Source organism: Chitinophaga fulva, assembly GCF_012927205.1.
Lineage (GTDB): Bacteria > Bacteroidota > Bacteroidia > Chitinophagales > Chitinophagaceae > Chitinophaga > Chitinophaga fulva.
Genome location: NZ_JABBGC010000001.1, coordinates 2,625,874 through 2,645,069 on the forward strand (window position 1 = coordinate 2,625,874; position 19,196 = coordinate 2,645,069).

Sequence of the window (19,196 nt, forward strand, 5' to 3'; positions counted from 1 at the left end):
AAAAAGAATTGCCATGATGATTAAACAATTATGCTTCATCCTTTTAAGTTCAGGTTGTATGGCACAGGCAAAACCGCAGGCGGCAGCAGATAGCAGCAGGCTGCAGCAATCATATGATCACGTAGTGATGATTGATGATAAACATGTCGCTGAAGCGGCGGGCAATTACCTGGTGGACATTCCGCTGGTGGAACACCCTGATTCAAATTATGTGTTTTTTCTTGGTGCGCACGTTCCGGTGGCCCCGTTTACGGCCACCAATACGTTTTATCCGGATATCAGGGAGTTTACGCTGATTGTTCCGGACTGGAAATATTATCATGAGGTAGCTGTACATGCTACTAAAAACAAGATGTGTGCAGAACCTGTCACTACCAATATTTATTATCATATCCGCAGAGGAGAGGGGACCATTACAGTGGATAGTATTCGTGTGCAGGGAGAACAACCCAAGCTGCAATATATTACTCCCCACGTGCCTGTAGATACCCTGATCGTATACCGGAGCGAAAGTTATGGGTCTGCTTGTTGCCCGGAAGATCCGCAATGGAAACGCACAGCTGAAAACGCTGCCATGATAAAAGATTTTGAGCGGCAGCATAAAGTAGCCATCACCGGTACTTACCGCCAGAATTCCGGTAAGGAGGGAGAGCATACGGATTACTATACACTACCCGGACTCACCCCAAAACAACGATTGGATTTTGTGCTGGCGAGACGTTGGCAGTGGATTGTAAATAAGGAAACGAAAAATATCGTGTTCAAGCCCCAGTTTTTTACACCCATGCTGATACCCGTTGTTAAAGAGGGTTTCAGGGCCATGAGAGATGCAGCCAGTGACCAGTGAAAATGAGCGGAAAAAAAACTTAATACTTTGGTAATATTGAAACCATGATTTTTGCATCGGTAATTTATATTTCCGATGGATTACAGACAAGCTTCTGATAGTGAGTTGTGGCAATGTTGTCAGCATGACGACATGCAGGCATACAATGAGATGTTTAGCAGATATTACCCCCGCATGTTCCGTCTTGCCAGCCGTTACATCCATGATGCCATGAGGGCAGAAGAGCTGTGTATGGACCTGTTGTTCCATCTCTGGGTAAAGCGCCACGACATTCACATCAACAGCAGCTTTTCTGGTTACCTGTTCCGTTCCGTCCGTAATCGTGTGATCAGTGAAATGCGCCGCAACATCCCGGTGATGGCCGGTCTTGATACTATACAGGAAGATTTTCAGGAGGACAGGCCCTCAGATTACCGCCTGTTGGCAGAAGAAGCTGAACGTACTTACCGCACTGTACTCAACGAACTCAGTCCACAGCGCCGCCAGGTGTTTATGCTCAGCCGGGAAGAGCATCTTACCTACCCCGAAATAGCCCGGCGGATGAACCTCTCCGTCAATACGGTGGAGAACTATATGGTGGCGGCGTTGAACAGTCTGCGGAAAAGACTGAAAGAAAACGTGCCTTCCGCAGTTATCCCTCTTTTATTACTCAGTGATTTTCCATCCTCCCTTTGGTAACGCGGTATGTGTAAAGCTTACGCCGGATGGTAAGTATGTACAACAATTCCTCCCGGGAAAACGTTCGTATCCACCAGTTTCAGCTCAAGTGGCTGGGACAGATCGCTGAATATCGGTAGTCCGGCTCCCAGGGCTACGGGATGCACCACTAAATGATATTCATCTATAAGTCCTGTTTCAATCAGGCTCCGCATAAATCCAGCCCCTCCATGTGCTAAGATCGGTTGTCCCGGTTCAGCTTTGAGCTGCCTGATTTCCCCGGCCAGGTCGCCGTTGAAAATTCGCGTCCCGGCCCAGGAAACCGCGGCAGGCGACTGATCGGCTGCGGGAGGAATTGTCATCCCCTTTTGGGTAAAGACAGCCTTAGGGATCTCGTTCATCGCCCTGGCAATAGGTAGGGGCGAGGTGGGCCAGTAAGGCGCCATATCATGAAAGCTCTTGCTGCCCATAATATGCAGCCCCGCAGACTCGCAAAGTTCCCTCACCCAGGCCGATGACTTCTCGTCCGCGGCTTTGAACATCCAGTCGCCTTTACCATTGGCAGCGGCAACAAAACCGTCGAGAGATATTGACATTTTCATCATTAGTTTTCGCATGATCAAAAGATTTTGTTTTTCAAATGTAAGTCGACCTCACAAAACATAAGAGGGGCCAGCGCGACAATCGAGGGGGCAATTGCGGCATTTTTTTAGCCTTTACTGTAATGCTTGCCAGTAAAAGGTTACAGCGTTTTATACCCTGATTTGACCTGGACATTTATTAAAAAAATCTTTCCCGCATAGGTGGTGCCGGATTCATTTAGGCGTCATCATCAATAGAGGGACGTATAGCCGGTCGGGTTATCATCTGTTCTTCTATATAAATGCTAACAATGGGAAAAGCAGACAGCTACTTACTTCAAAAATTCCTGGAAGGCCGTTGCACCACCGAAGAGCTCAGGCAGGCGAAGCTATTGCTGGATACCGGGGAAGGCCGGGCATTGCTGGATGCGCTGATGCGCCGGCGCGAAATGATGGTATGGGACAATCCACCGGAAGAAAGCGCCGCCATGCAGCAGCTGTGGAGCCAGAAACAACAGGAAATGCAACAAAGGATAGCTGCCTATGAAGCCAGTATGGCTGCTGAAAAAAAGCCTGCTATTCACTGGCGCAAAGTGCTCCGCTATGCAGCTATATGGACCGGACTGATCATGCTGTCCGGTTTGGCGTTATGGAAATTCGGTAAGAGCCGCAGGCCTGTTCACTATGTGGAAATGACCAACGCAAAGGGCGCACCCCGCCGCCACGTATTGCCAGACAGCACCGTGGTATACCTCGCGGCCGGCAGTAGTGTTAAATATCCTGATAGTTATCCTCAAACAGGCAGGGACATTGAATTGAGCGGAGAAGCCTTTTTTGATGTGGCACCGGATGATATTCATCCCTTCACTATACGGTCCGGCGTCCTGCTGACACGCGTACTGGGCACCGCTTTCCGGATAACCGCCTACGAAGGACAAATACAGGAGGTAGTGGTCACCACCGGTAAAGTCAGCATCAGCGCCCTGCAGGAAGAAAAAACGACGGAACTGGCGCAGCTCACAGCCGGGCGTAAAATCACCTGGCAGCCTGAAACAGGGAAAGCCATACAAAGCGCGGCAGATATCCGCAGTATAGAACAATGGAAAGCGGGTGATCTGGTCTTTACCGATATGCAGATGGCTGAGGTGGTGCTGGCGCTGGAACGCCGCTATGGCGTAACATGCCGCTTTGAAAAAACAGTCACCGCAAAACACGTAGTGAGCGGCACCTTCTCCGCCACCGATTCCCTCACCGGCGTGCTGGACATGCTGGGCTTCGTAGGGAAATTCAGCTACCACCTTTCCGCCGATGGAAAAACATGCATCATCAAATAAAAACTTAAAAAGCGCCTATGAACAAAAAAGTTACGTGACCTCTCTCCTAAAAGAAAGTGTCCCGCCGGAGGCAGGACACCAGTAGCTGCCAAAGCCCAACGATGTGGAAGTCCGGTCGGCTTTACAGCAACATTTACCAATTAAAAATTAACCAGTAAAAACAGTTACAATAATATGCAAAAAAATATATCCTTATCAGGATTATTGACGGTTGTTCTCCGAACGGGAAAGCTGCTTCAGCTTTCCATTACTGCAATAGCCCTGTTTATCCTGATGATGCCGCTCACCGCCAGCAGCCAGCAGGCCGACAATCAGCAGATCAGCCTGCAATTGTCCAACCGCAGCATTAAAGAAGCCCTTGCCGAAATACAAAAAAGAAGCAGCGTCAAATTCGTTTATGGTGACGATATCAACAAATATGCAGCGGTAAAGGTGTCTGTCAATGCCGGCAACATTACCGTAAAAAACGCCATTGAACAGGTACTGAAAAACACCAACCTGCGTTATACCCGGCGCAATGATCATGTCATGATCGATGAAAAGCCCGCCGGCAGCCCCACTGCGCCGCAAAAGGAGCAGGATAAACGGCCCGGCCGCATTACCGGTAAGATCATCAGTGACCGTGGTGAGGCGCTCATCGGCGCTTCCATCCGCATCGCAGGCGGCAGTCAGGCCACACAGTCTGCCGCTGACGGCAGCTACATGCTGACCGTTACGCCGGGCAACTATACACTGGAAATCAGCTATATCTCCTTTCAGACACAACGTATCACCGGCGTGGTGGTAAATGAAAACAGCAGCACCCCGCTGACGGTGGCCATGAAAGCCAAAACCAACACGCTGGACCAGGTGGTGATCACCTCCGGGTACAAAAAAGCCAGCATATCGGGATTGCTGACGAAACAGAAGAACGCCGTGGAATTGTCTGACGGGATTTCTGCGGAACAAATATCCCGCAGCCCGGACAACAACGCGGCAGACGCATTGGCCCGTGTGACCGGTTTAACTACCATCGACAAAAAATACGTAGTGGTACGCGGAATGGGAGAGCGGTGGAATGAAACCGCGATAGACGGCATCACTCAGCCCAGCACAGAACCTGTCCGGAAATCGTTTTCCTTCGATCTGATACCAGCCGCCATGATAGATAATATCGTGGTGAGCAAAACGCCGACACCGGATATGAATGCCAATTTCACCGGCGGATATGTACAGGTGAATACCAAAGATATTCCTGACCAGGACTTCCTGACCGTTTCCCTCGGTACTTCCTATAACGACCTCAGTACCTTCAAAGAGCAGTTGGGACCCAAAGCGGGAAAATATGATTATCTCGGTTTTCATGACGGCCGCAGGTCTCTCCCGCAGAGCAGTCAGCTGAAAAACATGCTGGAGCTGGCGCAGGAGAACAATGGACATGCGCTGAAAAACCAGAATCTGTATGAGCAATCCAAATTATTTGCCCATGATAATTTTACCACTTATTCCAGTACCACGCCATTAGGTTTGAATGTGAAACTGGCTGGTGGTAAAGTGTTCCATCTCGGTAGGGAAAAGAAAAATAAATTCGGTATCGTTGGCGCACTGTCTTTCAGAAATTCACAGGAAACGGAAAAAATCGACTTTATCACCAGGGGTGGCTGGCAAAGCGCGCTGGGCCTTAATCTGACAGATGACCACCCTAACCGCCAATACCTCAATACAGGGAATACCTACAATGTTAACTCCACCTGGGGAGGTTTGTTGAACATGGGTTTACAGATAGGTAAAACAAAACTGGCATTCCGCAATATCTATTCTCATATTTTCAACCAGGACTTTACCCAGGTGAAAGGCTGGAACAGAGACCAGACAAACTACAAAACAGACATCCCGGGGATAGAAGAAGTGAACAGGCCGCTGTTTACCAATTTCATTCAGAATAAGCTGGAAGGGCGGCATGACCTGCAATTCATGCATATCGACTGGAGCCTTGCCCATACAGAGATCAGAAGAGATCAGAAAGATGTTACCTACCTGGGATATTCCAATGTGAAAATCAATGATGAGGTGATTCATTATCCGGCAACCAATGTGGTGAATAGTACCAACAGGTTTCCATTTGGCCGGGGGAACTATGCTTACAAAGGCAGGGATTTGAACTGGAGCGTGGCTGCCGCATTTCCTTTTAAGCTCTATGCTGCGAAACAGCTTTTCAAAGTAGGATACTTCGGTGCCAAAAGGACCGGTGTGCAGGATTATTTTGAAGCAGGGCTGTACAACCTGCCCAATAACCTCTCCAGGGAATACTGGTATCTTTCCGCTGCTCAGTTACAGGACCCTAAAAACTTCCATGAAAACGGGTTTGCCTGGCTGCCCACCGTTGCCGGCAATTCCAAATACGAAGGTAACATGTACCAACATGCGCCCTTTGCCATGTTTGATAACCATTTTGGACAGTTCCGGCTGGTGTGGGGACTGCGGGCCGAATACTTTAAATACGAAGAGCTGCAGAATCCTAACGACGGCCGGTTTGGTCCGACGTCAGCCCCGCTTCCGGAAGAGAAGAAATGGCAGTATTTACCCTCCGTCAACTTTACGTATAGCCCCTGGAGTGATTTCAACTTCCGCGTAGCCTATGCGAAGACCGTATCCAGGCCACAGTTTGCAGAAAGAAACCGGTTCTCCTATTATGATCCTGTGTATTCTGCCTACATCTGGAACGCGCCCGTGAAGTCTTCCGTGACGGATGGTTATGACTTCAAAGCAGAATGGTACCCCGAGCCAGGTGACGTACTGTCTGCCGGTGTGTATTACCGGGACATTGCCGACCCCATTGAAATGTATAACTTCTTTTCCGCCACCAACAAGAGTGAATTCACCCTGAAAAATTCAAAAAGGGCGCAGGTTTACGGACTGGAAGTGGATGTTCAGAAAAATTTCGGTTTTATTGATGAAACATTGCGGAACCTGCGGTTCTCCGGAAACCTCTCTCTGAACAACAGTAGGGTGGATACCTATGGCAGCACTTCTATCGACGAGAATGGTGATCCCTTTGAAAAAGATCAAAACGGCGCTGCTATCTCCAGGGAAATTGTATACCGGGACAACCGGCCTTTGTATGGCCAATCGCCTTACAGCTACAACCTGGGACTGGCCTATGTTACTGACAGTTGGGGTGTCAATGTGCTGTACAATAAAACCGGCAGGAAATACATGCTGGTAGGGTCTGAATTAAAGTACGCCGAATTGCAGAACCCTTATGGAAAAGTGGATATGCAGCTGAGTTATAAGTGCCTGAAAAATAGAAACCTGGAAGTGGTGCTCAATATCTCCAACCTCTTCAATGAAAGCATCCTGTATTATAATAATGCTGCCAGCTATGGATATGATGCGGAAGTAAAGAATGAAAATAACAGGATGGACCCGCGGTTAGGTAATCCGGCCTTTTACAACAAACATATCGTGTTACAACCGGGCAAATCCGATAACTACGACAAAGGGGACCAGGTCACCTATAAGGCACACACAGGGCGGCGGTTCACGTTAAACCTGAATTACAAATTCTAAAAAAAGATGGCATGAAGATATCACAACAACTGGCAGCTTTAATAGTAAGCCTGTCTCTTTTTTCCTGTACCAAATCGCAGGAGGAACTCTATCCTGAACATAAAATCATCGACATCAATATTAACGGTTATATAGCGGCAGACTCCCTGCAGTTGAAGCTGGGGAACAGGGTAGTGGAGGCGACAGAAGATGGATCATCCCACTATTTTCAGGGGAAGGTGAGCACAAAACAGGTGTCCAACGGCCCTACTACCTTTTCTGTTTTCGATAGCAAGGGGGTACAACTGCTGGAAAGAAAGATTGACGGCGCCGCTCTTTCCAATACCGTCAAATTCTATTATGATGGTACTTCTCTCATTGACAAGCTGCCGGAAATTCCTAAGCCAACACCCGGTAATGTAGGAATACTCGTCAATTTCCCGGAAAGAACATTTAGTAAAATTCCGGTGAAAGACATTGCGATAGAGGTCTATATAGCGAAAAGAGGGCAGCCTACCATCCGGAAAGTATACCCGCTGAACGAAGAGGGGAACGCCTATGCAGACCTAACTGTGCCTGCAACCTATACCTCTATGACACTCAAGGTGGTGAAAGCAGCCAGTCCATCAGAACTGTATCTCGATAATTCCAAAACAAGCATCGTGCTTATGAATGTGCCCAAGCCCGATAAAGGAGCGCTGATGTTGATAAAGGAATATGCGGATGGCGGTAACTTCATGGGGATTCAGGGTATAGAACTGACCCAATACCTGAACTAATATTAACAGGGAGCGAGCCACCAGCGTGGCTCGCTTTTTTTATGGAAAAAGTAGATTAACTTTAATAGGGAACACCTTATGCCCTGCTTTGATGCAATGTTTGCCGTCGGCCATTTTAGCGCCTTACATAAAGAATTATACCGTTGTGACGATTGAGGAAGATCTCGATAACGAGGTGTTTTATCCCAGCGGATACATAGATCTCGTTATCAATATATCCGGATCAGCCGCCACCATCATCAACGGCAGAAGAAAAGACACTCCCGCTATAGAACTGTTGGGACATCTCACCCTGCCTACCAGGCTTACGGTCACGAAAGGTACTACCGTGCTGATAGCCCGTATTTATCCACATGCCGGCGCTTTGTTTTTTTCGAATCCGCTTTCTGAATTTACCAATTATGCCACTGATCTGTATGATGTACGCTCGCAGGAGAACCGGGAGTTATACAACAGGATCATGGAAGCCGCTACCATCGGGCATAAAATCAGGGTGCTGGAACAGTTCCTCCTGGAACAATTGAAACAACATGAAAAGCAGTTGAAAAAAGTAACTGTTGTACAACAGCTTTCGCATTTGCTTTTATCGGGAGATGATAAACTGGACTTGCCCGCTATCGCCCGGGAATCCGGTATTTCTGAAAGATATATCCAGAAACTTTGTCTGCAGCATATCGGTATTAGTCCGGCTGCGTTGGTAGCGGTAGCACGGTTCAACAGAAGCCTGCGGCTGGTGCTGGATACTCCAGCATCACTGACCGCGGTGGCCTATGACACTGGGTATTATGATCAGGCGCATTTTATCAAGGAGTTCAGAAAATTTACCGGCATTACGCCTTCTGAGGCCCGGCAGCGACTGATAAAAAATGATGTGGCCTTTCAGCAGGTGGTGAACATCGGTTTTTAGTTATTTCGCCGGGTGGTTGCTGCTGAACATGTCCCGGTGCATCTTCCAGCCGTTGGCTGTTTTTTTCCAGATGACGATGACTTTGCCATCATCTACTTTGTTGCCCTTCAAGTCTGTCATTTCATAATAACTTTCTTCCGTGACAAATGTCTGGCCATCGCCATAGAGGTGTTGGATGGTGAATTTGCAGTGTACTTTTGGGCCGCCTTTGAAAAAATTTGCGAGGTTGTCTTTGCCGCGCACCGGCGCCGCATTGGGCGGGTACAGACAGGCATCGTCGGTATACCTTGTCAGAATAGAGCCATCGTTTTTATTGGCTAAATCGGAATAAATAGCGTTGCTGGCTTCGATCGCTTTCCTGGCTGCTTTTAACGGTTGATCTTCAGATTGGCCATTGGCCACGACGAAGACGAAGGTCAATAAGCTTACGATGAGGAGTTGTTTCATCTGTTTTTTTCTACAAAACAAGTGCTTTTGCGTGGCGTGGAATTGTAAAATTGCGAACAAGGGGTTGCTTATGGGAAATAAACGTATGGTCGTGCTCCATGAGTTTCAAAAGATACTCATCGACGCTTTGGGGCGATAATACGGTGGCTGTCAGTGTATAATTGATAGAAGACCTGCGCTATGCGCAGGTCTTGCAAAACTTCGGTGATTTTATAAAATATCAAACAACCATATATTTGAGTCTTTTACATCTGATAACAAAATCAGATTCTGGATTTTCCACTAATTTGTGATTAAACATCAACGGAAAAAAATCGAAAACTATTTCGCCATTATCATGATTAAGCATTGCAGCGTTAACTACTACAGAAGAAGTATTTCTGTTTTCAATAAGCCGGAAGCACATCACTTCTTCAAAGACTAATTTAACCTTCTCCCATTCAAAATCATTTTCACTATTCATACAATTAATGAGAACTTCAATTTTTCCTTTGCCGGAAGAAGAATAGACATTACTCTCAAAAGAAAAGCCAAGAACCAAGGCGTCGGAAAAATGCCCATATTTTCTAATTATTTCGGTTATCATATCTTTAATCTTCACTGTCCTAAAGGTACGGCATAGTTTATATTAGACGGGATGGTAAGATATGGCTTAGGCACCAGACTAAAAGGGACGTGGTTTTCAGGTAAGCCAACGCTAACGCTTCGGGGTGGTGCAAAGTACCTCCTTTTTTAAATTCAACCAAAAATGATGAAGTTGACTATCAAAGGATAAGAAAGGATATTGATTTTGTTATGGACAGGAAAACACGTACTCCATACCATCCACTTCATCCATTACCTCATCCACTTTCGTGAAGCCAAGGGATTTGATCAGGTTCATGGACGGCAGATTATCGGGAGATACCGAAGCAATAAAACGATCAACCTGAAAATGATGGCGTGCCCAGTCGAATGCGGCTGTTACGGCTTCCCGGGCATATCCTTTTCTCCGGTAAGGTTCAAATATTTGGTAGCCCACTTCCACCGCTCCTTTCATATATTCCTTTAAGGCACCAGGGTCGGGGGCGGCATGAAAGCGGATAAGACCGATGGTCTGCATTTCCCCGGTGAGTATGATAGCCCTGGAAGACCAGGGAGCATAGTTGGCATCCGCCACCAGTTGTTTCTGGTCGTGTTGCAGACTGCTGGGGTGTTCCAGGAATGCTTCGGGCACTGCTGCTCCCAGCAGATGCGATGCCTGGGAGAGATCGCCGGCAAGGCAGGCGTTCCTTACTTCATTTCCTAATAATCGGAGCGTTAATCTTTCGGTGATAATATCATCTGATACTGAAGGCATGCTACGGGATTTTTACGCGATTACCCCTGCAATGTAAGTATTTTGGATGGGATGCCTGTCTTCGGTGTAGATGTATTACTTCAGCGATATGATATTATTCCGGATGGCGTATAGGACTAGTCCGGTCACATTGCGGGAGCCTGTTTTCTGTAGCAAGTTATTCCGGTGGCCATTAACTGTTTTCACGCTGATAAAAAGTTCCTGTGCGATCTCCTCTGCGGTATATTGTTTACATACCAGTTGTAATATCTCTTCTTCCCTTTTAGTGATAGACAGGTTCTGGGGTTTATGCCTGACTGTTTTAGCTGTTTTGAGCTGTAATGCTTTCAGGGCGCGTTCATTGATATAAGACCCTTTCGTATGTACGGCGATGATGGCTTCCTGTACTTCCTGTGGGGCGCTGTCTTTCACCAGGTAACCATGAGCGCCGCATTGGATAAGCAGGTTGATGAAATGTTCGTCATCATGTACAGACAGGATGAGGACTTTCATGTCGGGGTAGATACGTGTCAGCGCCTGGGTAACATGTTGACCGCTGTATTCCCTGTCGCCATCCGGCGGCAGCGAGAGGTCGACCAGCATAACATCCGGGAGCACAGCAGCCTGCTGCAATTTGTCCGGCACGGAGTAACCATCGCCGGATTCAAAAATTACCTGCATGTCCGGCCATCTGTTGATAATGGCTTTCATGCCTTCTCTGAAAAGTGCCTGATCTTCCACTAATCCAATGTTGATGTCTTTTTTCATAGGTGGTGTATTAAACGGTTAATGTTAATCGAACAGTGGCGTAGTATCCGCCTGTATCCCGGTTGCCCATTTCAAGTTTTCCGCCGAGTGCATTTACCCGGCCTTCCATGCTCTTGAGGCCTAAACCTCTGTTGGTATTGTCATCCGGCAATCCTCTGCCGTCGTCTGTATATTGGCATACCAGTTCCTGATCGCGACGGAAAAGGTTTATCCTGATTGATTTGGCACCGGCATGTTTGAGCGTGTTGTTGATCATCTCCATAATAATACGGAACAAGCCTAGGTTCACCAGCCAGGGCAGGTCCTCTGAGTAGTCATCACAATTCAGTTCGATGTCTATCTCACCGGCGCTGTTGATCTGTTCTGTTACCGATTCCAGTGCTGCCGGCAGTCCGAATGACTCCAGCTGTGGCGGCATGAGTCGATGGCTGATGCTTCTGATGCTTGCCAGTGCAGTTTCTGATAATTGCCGTACATGTTCCAGCCCTTCCTGCAATTGCTGGGAGCTGTTGCTGCTTTGTTGTTCCAGCACCATGAGATGCATGCGCATGATAGACATCACAGCGCCCAGTTCATCGTGCAGGTCGTGCGCAATGCGTTTGCGTTCTTCTTCCTGAGCCTGTATGTTGGAGCGGAGCAGGTCACGTTGATAGACGCTCTTCAACGCTTCCCGTTTGAGCTTCTGTATAGACAGGTTCTTTTGAAAATGCAGGTTCAGAAACACCACCCCGATACCGATGATGAAAACGATAACTGCCAGCGGCAGTAATGCATTTAGAAAACTCAGGTCTTTGATCGTTTCCATAAGCCAATAAAAAAGCAGGTATACATTACAATGGAGAAAAAAGCAAGAAATATCCAGGCGTACAAATTCAGGTTTCTGCTGAAGTCAATCGTGATAACAGAACCAAAGTAAAATATCAATATGCTGGAAGAGTAGTAGATGAACAATCCTGAATTGATCCAGGTGAGGCTTTTGATGTTGGCGCCACTGGTTTCTTTGACGATGTCACTCAAAAAGAACCGGTAGGTGAACAGCGACAGGATGACGATCAGGATGGATTCTACTGTTAATGCAATAGAGTTGAAAGTATGCACAGGTTGAATGAACAGAGAGTTGGCTATCGTAAAGAGCAGGAATAATATGGCGATGAGCCATATTATTCCTGCGTCTATGAATCTATTGAGGATAGTGTTGTAGAACCATGCCAGGCAAAGGAACCCCGCTGCCACATACAGGTGTAGCAACGGCATATTGTTTTTGCTGTTGAACCAGAATCCCAGGGAGGTGAACTGGATGATGCCGGACAGGAAAATGAACCATGAGAACACTTTCAGTTCACGGGGAAATGTGCCATAATGTATGGCGGCATATACTACCGTGACCAAAATAGGCACGTGTGATAACACTATTACAGTTTCTGAGAAGCTCATAGATTATCTGTCTGCTTTAACGGTGGGTTCTATCGGGCAGGTTTTCGGGCAGGGCGCGTTGAGGTCCAGCACGTACCTGTCTGTTTCAGCGATCGCTGCTGAATCGATGGGCACGATGATGGGGTTTGCATCTTTGTTGAGGATAACATCCCTGCCGGCGGTCCACTTGGAAGGGTTCTTGTCCTGCAGGCAGGCGCCCGTTACCGGTACGATGTATAGTTTGAATCCCACTTTGTCCTGGAATCCGAGATATACGCGGATATGTTTGAAGCGGCACATCGCTGAGTCGGCGAGGTCTGTGGGCATGCCCATGGCAGCCAGGAGATCTACGGCGCGGATAGTATAGGATTCTATGGGCGGGATGCCATCCCAGTGTTTATGGCAAAGGCTGTCATAAGAGTAAATATTGCGGCGGGCAGTTACGAGGTTGGCCAGTACACGGCCTGCATTGTCCGGGGTTTGGCTGCAATCGGTTTTGGGGGGTGTATCCGGTTTGTTGCTGCCGGGGGATGGCTGGTTCTGGCATCCTGCGGCAACAAGGCCCAATAACAGGGCGAGGGAGAAAAGGTGCTTCATCTTAAACTGTGGTTTATTTTTGGTGATAGTTAATGGCGAATACCAACGAGCTGCAATGTAATTACAAAAGCATGCAGCTGCCACACCGGCCCCTCAAAAACAGGTATAAATACCTGCTCCTTTTTCAAAAACGGATAGTAATATCTGTTTTCAAAAATACTCAATTCTCCTCTTACCACCATCTGTGATCTTATGCAACTTTACAAAGTAAGGTTGATGCTACCAGCATCACACGGGAATGCCGAAAACCGTAAAGAGTAGGCAGTAATAAAAAGAAAATCCACTGATTATGACGACACAGACATTAACCCCGCATGCACTGTCCACTTTCAAATCGTTTCAGATGCCCAAATTGCAGGACATAGAGCCTGAAATATTTGTAAAGAAGTACCAGATGCCGGCGGGGGTATTGGCCACCGAAGCGGATACCCTTGGCTGGGATACCGTAAACTCTATCAGGCTGCCGGTAGTGAATGCAACCCTGGAAAAAAGTTCCCGTTATCCGAAGGAATTCCACGATGTAGTATCTGAAAACTGGAACATTGGTGGAAGATTCAATGCATGGAAACTGGTACGCGGCGGTTCCGGCGCCATTGTGTTCATGGAGCTGCCCATGCCTGAGGCGCATATGGCTTTTAACGACCAAAGCCTGCAATTCAATGATGGCTCGGCTACTATCGCTATTAAGCTGACCTACCTGCCGCAGGAACCTACCGGCAAAGCCACCGCCGGAAAAGCAACGGACGGCAAACCACAATTCCTCGTGGCCAACCCGCAGGCACGGAGCTCCAATGATCCTGCTGTAGTGATCCAGTCTATAGACTATGGTACCAGCAAACCCGACACCATGATGGATACGCTGTTCAGAGGTGCGCTGTCCATATGGCTCAATAAAAATGTGAATTTGTTTAGCTATGTTTTTACTGTGGTGAACATTAATGCTCTCGCAGCCAAAGAAGCTTTTCAGTGGCTGAAGCCCACCTATACCAGTTATGCTTACTTCAACGGTCCCACTGATGAAACCAGCTACTTCGGTGTCCTGAACATGACATCGGGCGACAGTGCTGAAGGACTGAGCAACCAGTTGCCGCCATCCAGTATCCCCCAGGGCTGTAATTCTGCCTTGCTCATCTCCACTAAAAAATTCCTCAACAACATGGTGCTGCCGGGGATGAGTACCGCATTTCCCAGAGCTTCAGAGGGCACCTTTATCGTGACAGGTAACAACACAGTGATCGAAAAAGTGGGAAATGACGTAGAACTGGACCCAATCCCCGTCAATGGTATCAACTACACACCATGGCTGCAGGATTTCACTTACCAGATAGTAGGTGATGAAATGCAGGTCAACACCAAAGTAAAGGTATCGGTGGGCCTTGGGATAGATGTATATATCCAAAACACAGGGTACTACAAAATAAAACTGGTCAAGAAACCGAATGGCGGTGGTGAAACGCTCGACTTTGAAGAGAGCAGGGTCGGTAAAACAAACAGCTGGAACGAAATTGCTACCTGGGCCATCGTTACGGATGCTATCATCGCTGCAATTACCGGTTGTACTGCCGGAATAGCCAAAGTGATGCTCAAAGAGACATTAAAGAGAGTGGTTGCCTATGTGATCGTGGCCATCATCGTAGGCATCATTGCTGCCATTCCCTCCATCATCGCACAAGTAGTGCAAGGCAAAGCTGCGGAAGTACTGCCATCTATCGGTGGTATGGTGGCGGATGCTACTGGTGATATCAAGTGGCCCGAATCTACCGGTTTCACGCCCGAAAAGGCGGAAATGAACGGTTCATTGCAGATCGGTGGCAAACTTGACCGTTAACCCCTTTTATCTCACCCGGGCAACCATCGGTTGCCCGGGTACGCCTTCACTCCCAAAAACTCACACCATGAACACTTTCGGCTGGGATACTGTATATGTGGTAACGGCAGATAAAATCAACGCATCCCTTCTTACTAATAAAGATAAACTGGTACTGCAATTCGATACCAGCAACAACAAAGAATTGCCGGTTGACGCTACCGGAAGCTTTTCCCGCTGGGAGATCGTGGAAGGCGGCTCCGGCGCTATCCTCTACATGAAACTCGGCATTGGTAACGGCAAAGTAGTGTTTACCAATACCGGACAGGAATACGACCTTGCCGGCATGGCGCTGGTGGTGGCTGTTCAGCTGACGATGTTACCAGGAAAAACACTGACACCGTCACAGGAACTGAAATTTGATATCAGGTCTGTAGGCGAGCCGGGAGACCCTCCGAAACCGGGCAATATCACCCCTGTCGCCTTACATGATCTGGATGGTAAACTGGACCCGGCGCAACGTGCCCTGCTGATGGTGGCCCTGGCAACAGTCGTCATGCAAAATGCCAGTCAGATTACGTATGTTTTTGCTACGGTCAACCTGGTGCCGCCCGGTTCCAACAATTGGCTTACGCCCGTAAGATCAGGCTACGCCTATATGAGCAGGGCCAATGCTCCCGGCGCCCTGGCCATCCTTAGCGTCACTACCGACCGCAACATCGCGGGCCTTCCCCTGCAGGTAGATGGTCAGCTGCTGGCTCCCGGCTACGATGCATCGTTCGGTATTTCAAGAGAACTTTTTCTAAGAAATGTGATGATGCCCGCATTGCCCGCTGTATTCGGTAATGGCGCTACGCCGGCTTATTTCGTGTACAACAACGCAGGAGGATGCGCCCAGAACACACAGACGATCGCGATGAACGGCGTGAAATCGGGCGCCATCTGGTATTACCCGGTATTGTCCTCTTTTAAGCTCACCACCACCGGCGATGGCCTCGCCAGTCAATACGAAGGCAGTTGCGACCTGAAAGCGGGTATGAGCATGCGTTTCTGGATTGATCCGAAAAACAGGGCCATTTACAACAATACCAGCAAAATACTGGACTTCCTGCCCGATCCGAATCCTTCTTACAGAAAGGAAGTGCATATCCCCTGGTACTGGTGGTTCCTCGGACTGATTCCCAGGGCCATTATTGAACTGATTGTTCAGGCTATTGGCAGCAGCATCGCCAAGTCCCTGACTGCTGACGCCGGGAAATATCTGACCCTCACGAGGAAGCCGCCTACATCAGTACAGTGGACCGGGACAGAGCGGCTGGATGTTCAGACGGCATCTTTGAACATGGGTTTTTATATGCAGGGTAATCTGCTATAGGCGTAAACGTTACAATGCCTTATCTTTTTATAGGAATTCATTCCAGCATTTAAAGAGGCTTGTGAAAATGATGAGATGATACACGATTTGTTTTCACGGGCGGAACCGGATTAAGCCTGCTCCATCCACTCCTTAAATTCGGCTTCTGAAATCACACTCCCAAAGTGATAAAAAGAATGTTTGTCCTTTGCAAGTGTCACCTGGTTATTGATTACTTCAAATGTTTCGTAGTCGGCATTTTCGAGAAGGCCATCCTGTGCATAGATGTTTTTTGCATCCCGCCCATAGTTGAAGTTTAACGCCTGAAATGTTGCAGGGGCGGCTTTTTTAGCTTCTTTTTTTGATGATAAACTGGCGGGTTGGGTCCACATGATCAGGTTAATTAGGAGCTTTCCCGCCAAGTTAAGAAAGAATATACATATTAACGTTTGATGACAACGTCGCCCATAAACCAACGGTCGGCCACCTTTTGCAGTTCGCTGTAATCAGGGGTGTTGTCAGCGGCCCAGGCGATCATTCCATCAGGGCGTATGAGTGCTGCGATGAGGCCTAACCGGTCTTTTACATTGCCGGAAACGTACCTGATTTGCTCCCCATATTCGTTTGCCAGCGCTTTCAGTGACGCGTTCTCATCAAAATCAAGCAGTACGCCCTGACCGTGGTGCATGAAGTCACCCATTCTTACACCGTCTTCAAACTCAAAGTCCGGAACGCTGTAGCCTGTCAGCCGGTGGTGGCCATCGAGCTGATAATGGGTGTGGATGCCCCATACCCGTTCGGCGATATAGGTAGCGCCGTCATGTGTGTCTATCAGGTCACGGACAATTGTTTGCAGTGCGCGGGCATTCGGGTCCGGTTTCATGATGACTACCTGCGCGCGTGACCAGTCCAGTACCTGTGCGCCAAGCGGGTGCCGTTCCGTGTAGTAGCTGTCCAGCAAGCCTTCCGGCGCCCTCTGATGGATGGTGGCGGCGAGCTTCCAGCCCAGGTTCATGGCATCGCCCAGTCCGAGGTTAAGCCCCTGGCCGCCCAGTGGTGAATGAATGTGTGCGGCATCACCTGCTAACAGTACCCGTCCGTGGCGATAGGCAGTGGCTTGTCTCGCCCGGTCAGTCCATGTGGTAGCGATATGCAGCGCATTGATGGTAACGTCGGTGTCGGAGATGCGGCGTAGTACCTCCTGCACATGTTCGGCCGTGACAGGCTTTTCCGAACGGTGAAAGGCGCCGCCATCAAAGTCCTGTATGATCACATAACCGGGCTGGGATTGCAGGTACATGCCTGTTGGCGTTATATTCCGGCCAGGTTTAAGTTTCTCCGGATCGGCGATATCAACTAACGTGGAGTAGCCGGTAAATTCCGGTTCGGTACCGGCGAATTCGAAATCGCCGCCTTTGCGGACGATGCTGCGGGCGCCATCGCAGCCTACCAGCCATTTAGCTTTGAAAGACTGGCCGCCGGAAAGAACAGTTACCTCGTCAGCGGTTTGATGGAAGCCTGTAATGGCTTGTCCACGTATGATAGTTACGCTGAGGGCTTCGGCACGGCGGACCAGCACTGTTTCCAGCTCCTCCATTTCGGTTAACAGATGTTTGGCAGGTGAACCTGGCAGGCGGTACGGCCACTGTGAGGCGTCGATATTGTAGTCATAAAACGGAATACCGGCGAAGTGTCCTGCCTGCCGGCGGGCCTGTGGCGCTTTATTTTGATAGCTGTGCGGGTTTTGGAACCGTTTGTGTATTTCCAGTTCATGGAGCAGCCCGCGACGGTAAAGTGCTTCAATAGTCGGAGTATTGAGTCCTCGCATCCCGAAAGGAAGTTGTTTCAGTGGAGAATATGGATTATCGGTCTTTTCCAGTATAAGGACAGAACAGTTGGCCAGCGCCAGTTCACAGGCAAGGAACAGGCCTACAGGCCCTGCGCCGGAAATAATCACATCGTGAAGAAATTGATCTTGTGTTGCTTTCATATAGCATGATTGAGACACAAAATTCCTGAATGTGTTTGGGTCAGGCTTGTACAAACGCGACAAAATCGCTGTTTGCTTGTTTTCCTCTTTTTGCTTTCCGTGCGAATGCAGCCGGCGTGACGCCGCTGTAGCGCTTGAATTCCCTGCTCAGGTGGGATTGGTCCGTATAACCCAGCTCAACGGACAGGCCCGCCAGGTTGGTATCGGGATAATGTATTAAATGGTTGCGTACCTGCTCAAAGCGCATCAGGCCCGACACGTCTTTGACCGTATGGCCGGATGATAGTTTGAACTTCCTCTCCAGCGTGCGTACCGTTGCGTGGGCTGCCGCCGCAACCTGGCTTACCGGCATGGTCCCTTTGGCTGCGGTTAGGGCGGCCCCCGCTTTGGACAGGGTATTGTCAACCGCCGTCTGTGACCGTATATTCAGAAAGTATGTTTTTACATGGTCCAGGGCTTCCGCTATCTTACCGGCACGGATACACTTATTTAAAGTAGGTTGCAGCCGGGAGATCGGGTGCTCAAACAGGCGCACGCCATCCTTACCTGGTGGTAGTCCGAGTAAATCGAATACCGTCCAGGGGAAACACCTGATACCAATAACCTCAAAACGGTTTTTTGTAGTAACGATAACAGGCTGATTGAGCAGGCCCATGATAAATGGTGATGGTAACGACTGGGAAACTCCATTGCAGGTAATACTACAGTTTCCGAAATGAAAAATAATTTCGGCGGAACCATCCGGTAATACCTCAAAACTCGATTGTTGTTCTCCGAAATCCCTTCGGTTGTACCAGAAGCATTTTATGGCGTCCCGTAGTGCTTCCGGCGGGTCAAATTCCTGATGCAGCATACTGAAAGGTAGCACA

At 48.6% G+C, this 19,196-nt stretch carries 19 protein-coding genes; 8 read left to right on the forward strand and 11 right to left on the reverse strand.

What is annotated here, in order from left to right; genetic code table 11:
* Positions 1-58: 58 nt before the first annotated feature.
* Complete coding sequence (locus HHL17_RS10920; protein WP_169224751.1) at positions 59-847, forward strand: hypothetical protein; 789 nt, start codon at positions 59-61, stop codon at positions 845-847.
* Between the two features lie 75 nt (positions 848-922).
* Entirely contained in the window at positions 923-1,525 is a 603-nt protein-coding gene (locus tag HHL17_RS10925; protein WP_169224752.1) for an RNA polymerase sigma-70 factor, read from the forward strand.
* 17 nt (positions 1,526-1,542) lie between these two features.
* Here HHL17_RS10925 and HHL17_RS10930 read toward each other — a convergent pair whose 3' ends face one another.
* Entirely contained in the window at positions 1,543-2,121 is a 579-nt protein-coding gene (locus HHL17_RS10930) for a dihydrofolate reductase family protein (RefSeq protein ID WP_169224753.1), read from the reverse strand.
* A gap of 275 nt (positions 2,122-2,396) precedes the next feature.
* Between HHL17_RS10930 and HHL17_RS10935 the strand changes: the two genes are divergently transcribed.
* The 4 genes from HHL17_RS10935 (at position 2,397) to HHL17_RS33825 (ending at position 8,633) form a co-directional block, all read left to right on the forward strand.
* Positions 2,397-3,419, forward strand: coding sequence for a FecR family protein (locus HHL17_RS10935; protein ID WP_169224754.1), 1,023 nt, complete (start codon positions 2,397-2,399; stop codon positions 3,417-3,419).
* 174 nt (positions 3,420-3,593) lie between these two features.
* Complete coding sequence (locus HHL17_RS10940; protein ID WP_169224755.1) at positions 3,594-6,968, forward strand: TonB-dependent receptor; 3,375 nt, start codon at positions 3,594-3,596, stop codon at positions 6,966-6,968.
* Positions 6,969-6,979: 11 nt separating this feature from the next.
* The gene (locus HHL17_RS10945) at positions 6,980-7,726 is read left to right on the forward strand and encodes a hypothetical protein (RefSeq protein ID WP_169224756.1); all 747 of its coding nucleotides are present in this window, start codon (positions 6,980-6,982) and stop codon (positions 7,724-7,726) included.
* Positions 7,727-7,817: 91 nt separating this feature from the next.
* Positions 7,818-8,633, forward strand: coding sequence for a helix-turn-helix domain-containing protein (locus tag HHL17_RS33825; RefSeq protein ID WP_169225955.1), 816 nt, complete (start codon positions 7,818-7,820; stop codon positions 8,631-8,633).
* Here HHL17_RS33825 and HHL17_RS10955 read toward each other — a convergent pair whose 3' ends face one another.
* From HHL17_RS10955 to HHL17_RS10985, 7 genes are all read right to left on the reverse strand, one after another.
* Positions 8,634-9,080, reverse strand: a complete 447-nt coding sequence (locus HHL17_RS10955; RefSeq protein ID WP_169224757.1) for a YybH family protein — start codon at positions 9,078-9,080, stop codon at positions 8,634-8,636. It lies immediately after the preceding gene.
* Between the two features lie 220 nt (positions 9,081-9,300).
* Complete coding sequence (locus HHL17_RS10960) at positions 9,301-9,681, reverse strand: hypothetical protein (protein ID WP_169224758.1); 381 nt, start codon at positions 9,679-9,681, stop codon at positions 9,301-9,303.
* Between the two features lie 192 nt (positions 9,682-9,873).
* The gene (locus HHL17_RS10965; protein ID WP_169224759.1) at positions 9,874-10,419 is read right to left on the reverse strand and encodes a GNAT family N-acetyltransferase; all 546 of its coding nucleotides are present in this window, start codon (positions 10,417-10,419) and stop codon (positions 9,874-9,876) included.
* A gap of 75 nt (positions 10,420-10,494) precedes the next feature.
* Positions 10,495-11,166 (reverse strand): response regulator transcription factor, encoded by a 672-nt coding sequence (locus HHL17_RS33375; RefSeq protein ID WP_206155961.1) that lies wholly within the window; start codon positions 11,164-11,166, stop codon positions 10,495-10,497.
* Between the two features lie 10 nt (positions 11,167-11,176).
* A complete protein-coding gene (locus tag HHL17_RS10975; protein ID WP_169224760.1) occupies positions 11,177-11,971 on the reverse strand; it encodes a sensor histidine kinase in 795 nt (264 codons plus the stop codon).
* Positions 11,950-12,600: a hypothetical protein gene (locus HHL17_RS10980; RefSeq protein WP_169224761.1), complete on the reverse strand. Its 651-nt coding sequence runs from the start codon at positions 12,598-12,600 to the stop codon at positions 11,950-11,952. The genes HHL17_RS10975 and HHL17_RS10980 overlap by 22 nt, the downstream gene beginning before the upstream one ends.
* 3 nt (positions 12,601-12,603) lie before the next feature.
* Complete coding sequence (locus HHL17_RS10985) at positions 12,604-13,176, reverse strand: hypothetical protein (RefSeq protein WP_169224762.1); 573 nt, start codon at positions 13,174-13,176, stop codon at positions 12,604-12,606.
* Between the two features lie 289 nt (positions 13,177-13,465).
* On the opposite strand from HHL17_RS10985, the gene HHL17_RS10990 reads away from it, so the two are divergent.
* The gene (locus HHL17_RS10990) at positions 13,466-15,004 is read left to right on the forward strand and encodes a TULIP family P47-like protein (protein WP_169224763.1); all 1,539 of its coding nucleotides are present in this window, start codon (positions 13,466-13,468) and stop codon (positions 15,002-15,004) included.
* 67 nt (positions 15,005-15,071) lie between these two features.
* The gene (locus tag HHL17_RS10995; RefSeq protein ID WP_169224764.1) at positions 15,072-16,358 is read left to right on the forward strand and encodes a TULIP family P47-like protein; all 1,287 of its coding nucleotides are present in this window, start codon (positions 15,072-15,074) and stop codon (positions 16,356-16,358) included.
* Between the two features lie 110 nt (positions 16,359-16,468).
* Here the strand turns inward: HHL17_RS10995 and HHL17_RS11000 are convergent, their stop codons facing one another.
* From HHL17_RS11000 to HHL17_RS11010, 3 genes are read right to left on the reverse strand one after another with little or no spacing between them, the layout of a single operon-like run.
* A complete protein-coding gene (locus HHL17_RS11000) occupies positions 16,469-16,729 on the reverse strand; it encodes a DKNYY domain-containing protein (RefSeq protein ID WP_169224765.1) in 261 nt (86 codons plus the stop codon).
* Positions 16,730-16,779: 50 nt separating this feature from the next.
* On the reverse strand, positions 16,780-18,327 hold the full coding sequence (locus HHL17_RS11005; protein WP_169224766.1) for an FAD-dependent monooxygenase: 1,548 nt from the start codon (positions 18,325-18,327) through the stop codon (positions 16,780-16,782).
* A 40-nt stretch (positions 18,328-18,367) separates the two neighbouring features.
* Positions 18,368-19,180: an AraC family transcriptional regulator gene (locus tag HHL17_RS11010; RefSeq protein WP_169225957.1), complete on the reverse strand. Its 813-nt coding sequence runs from the start codon at positions 19,178-19,180 to the stop codon at positions 18,368-18,370.
* Positions 19,181-19,196: the final 16 nt, after the last annotated feature.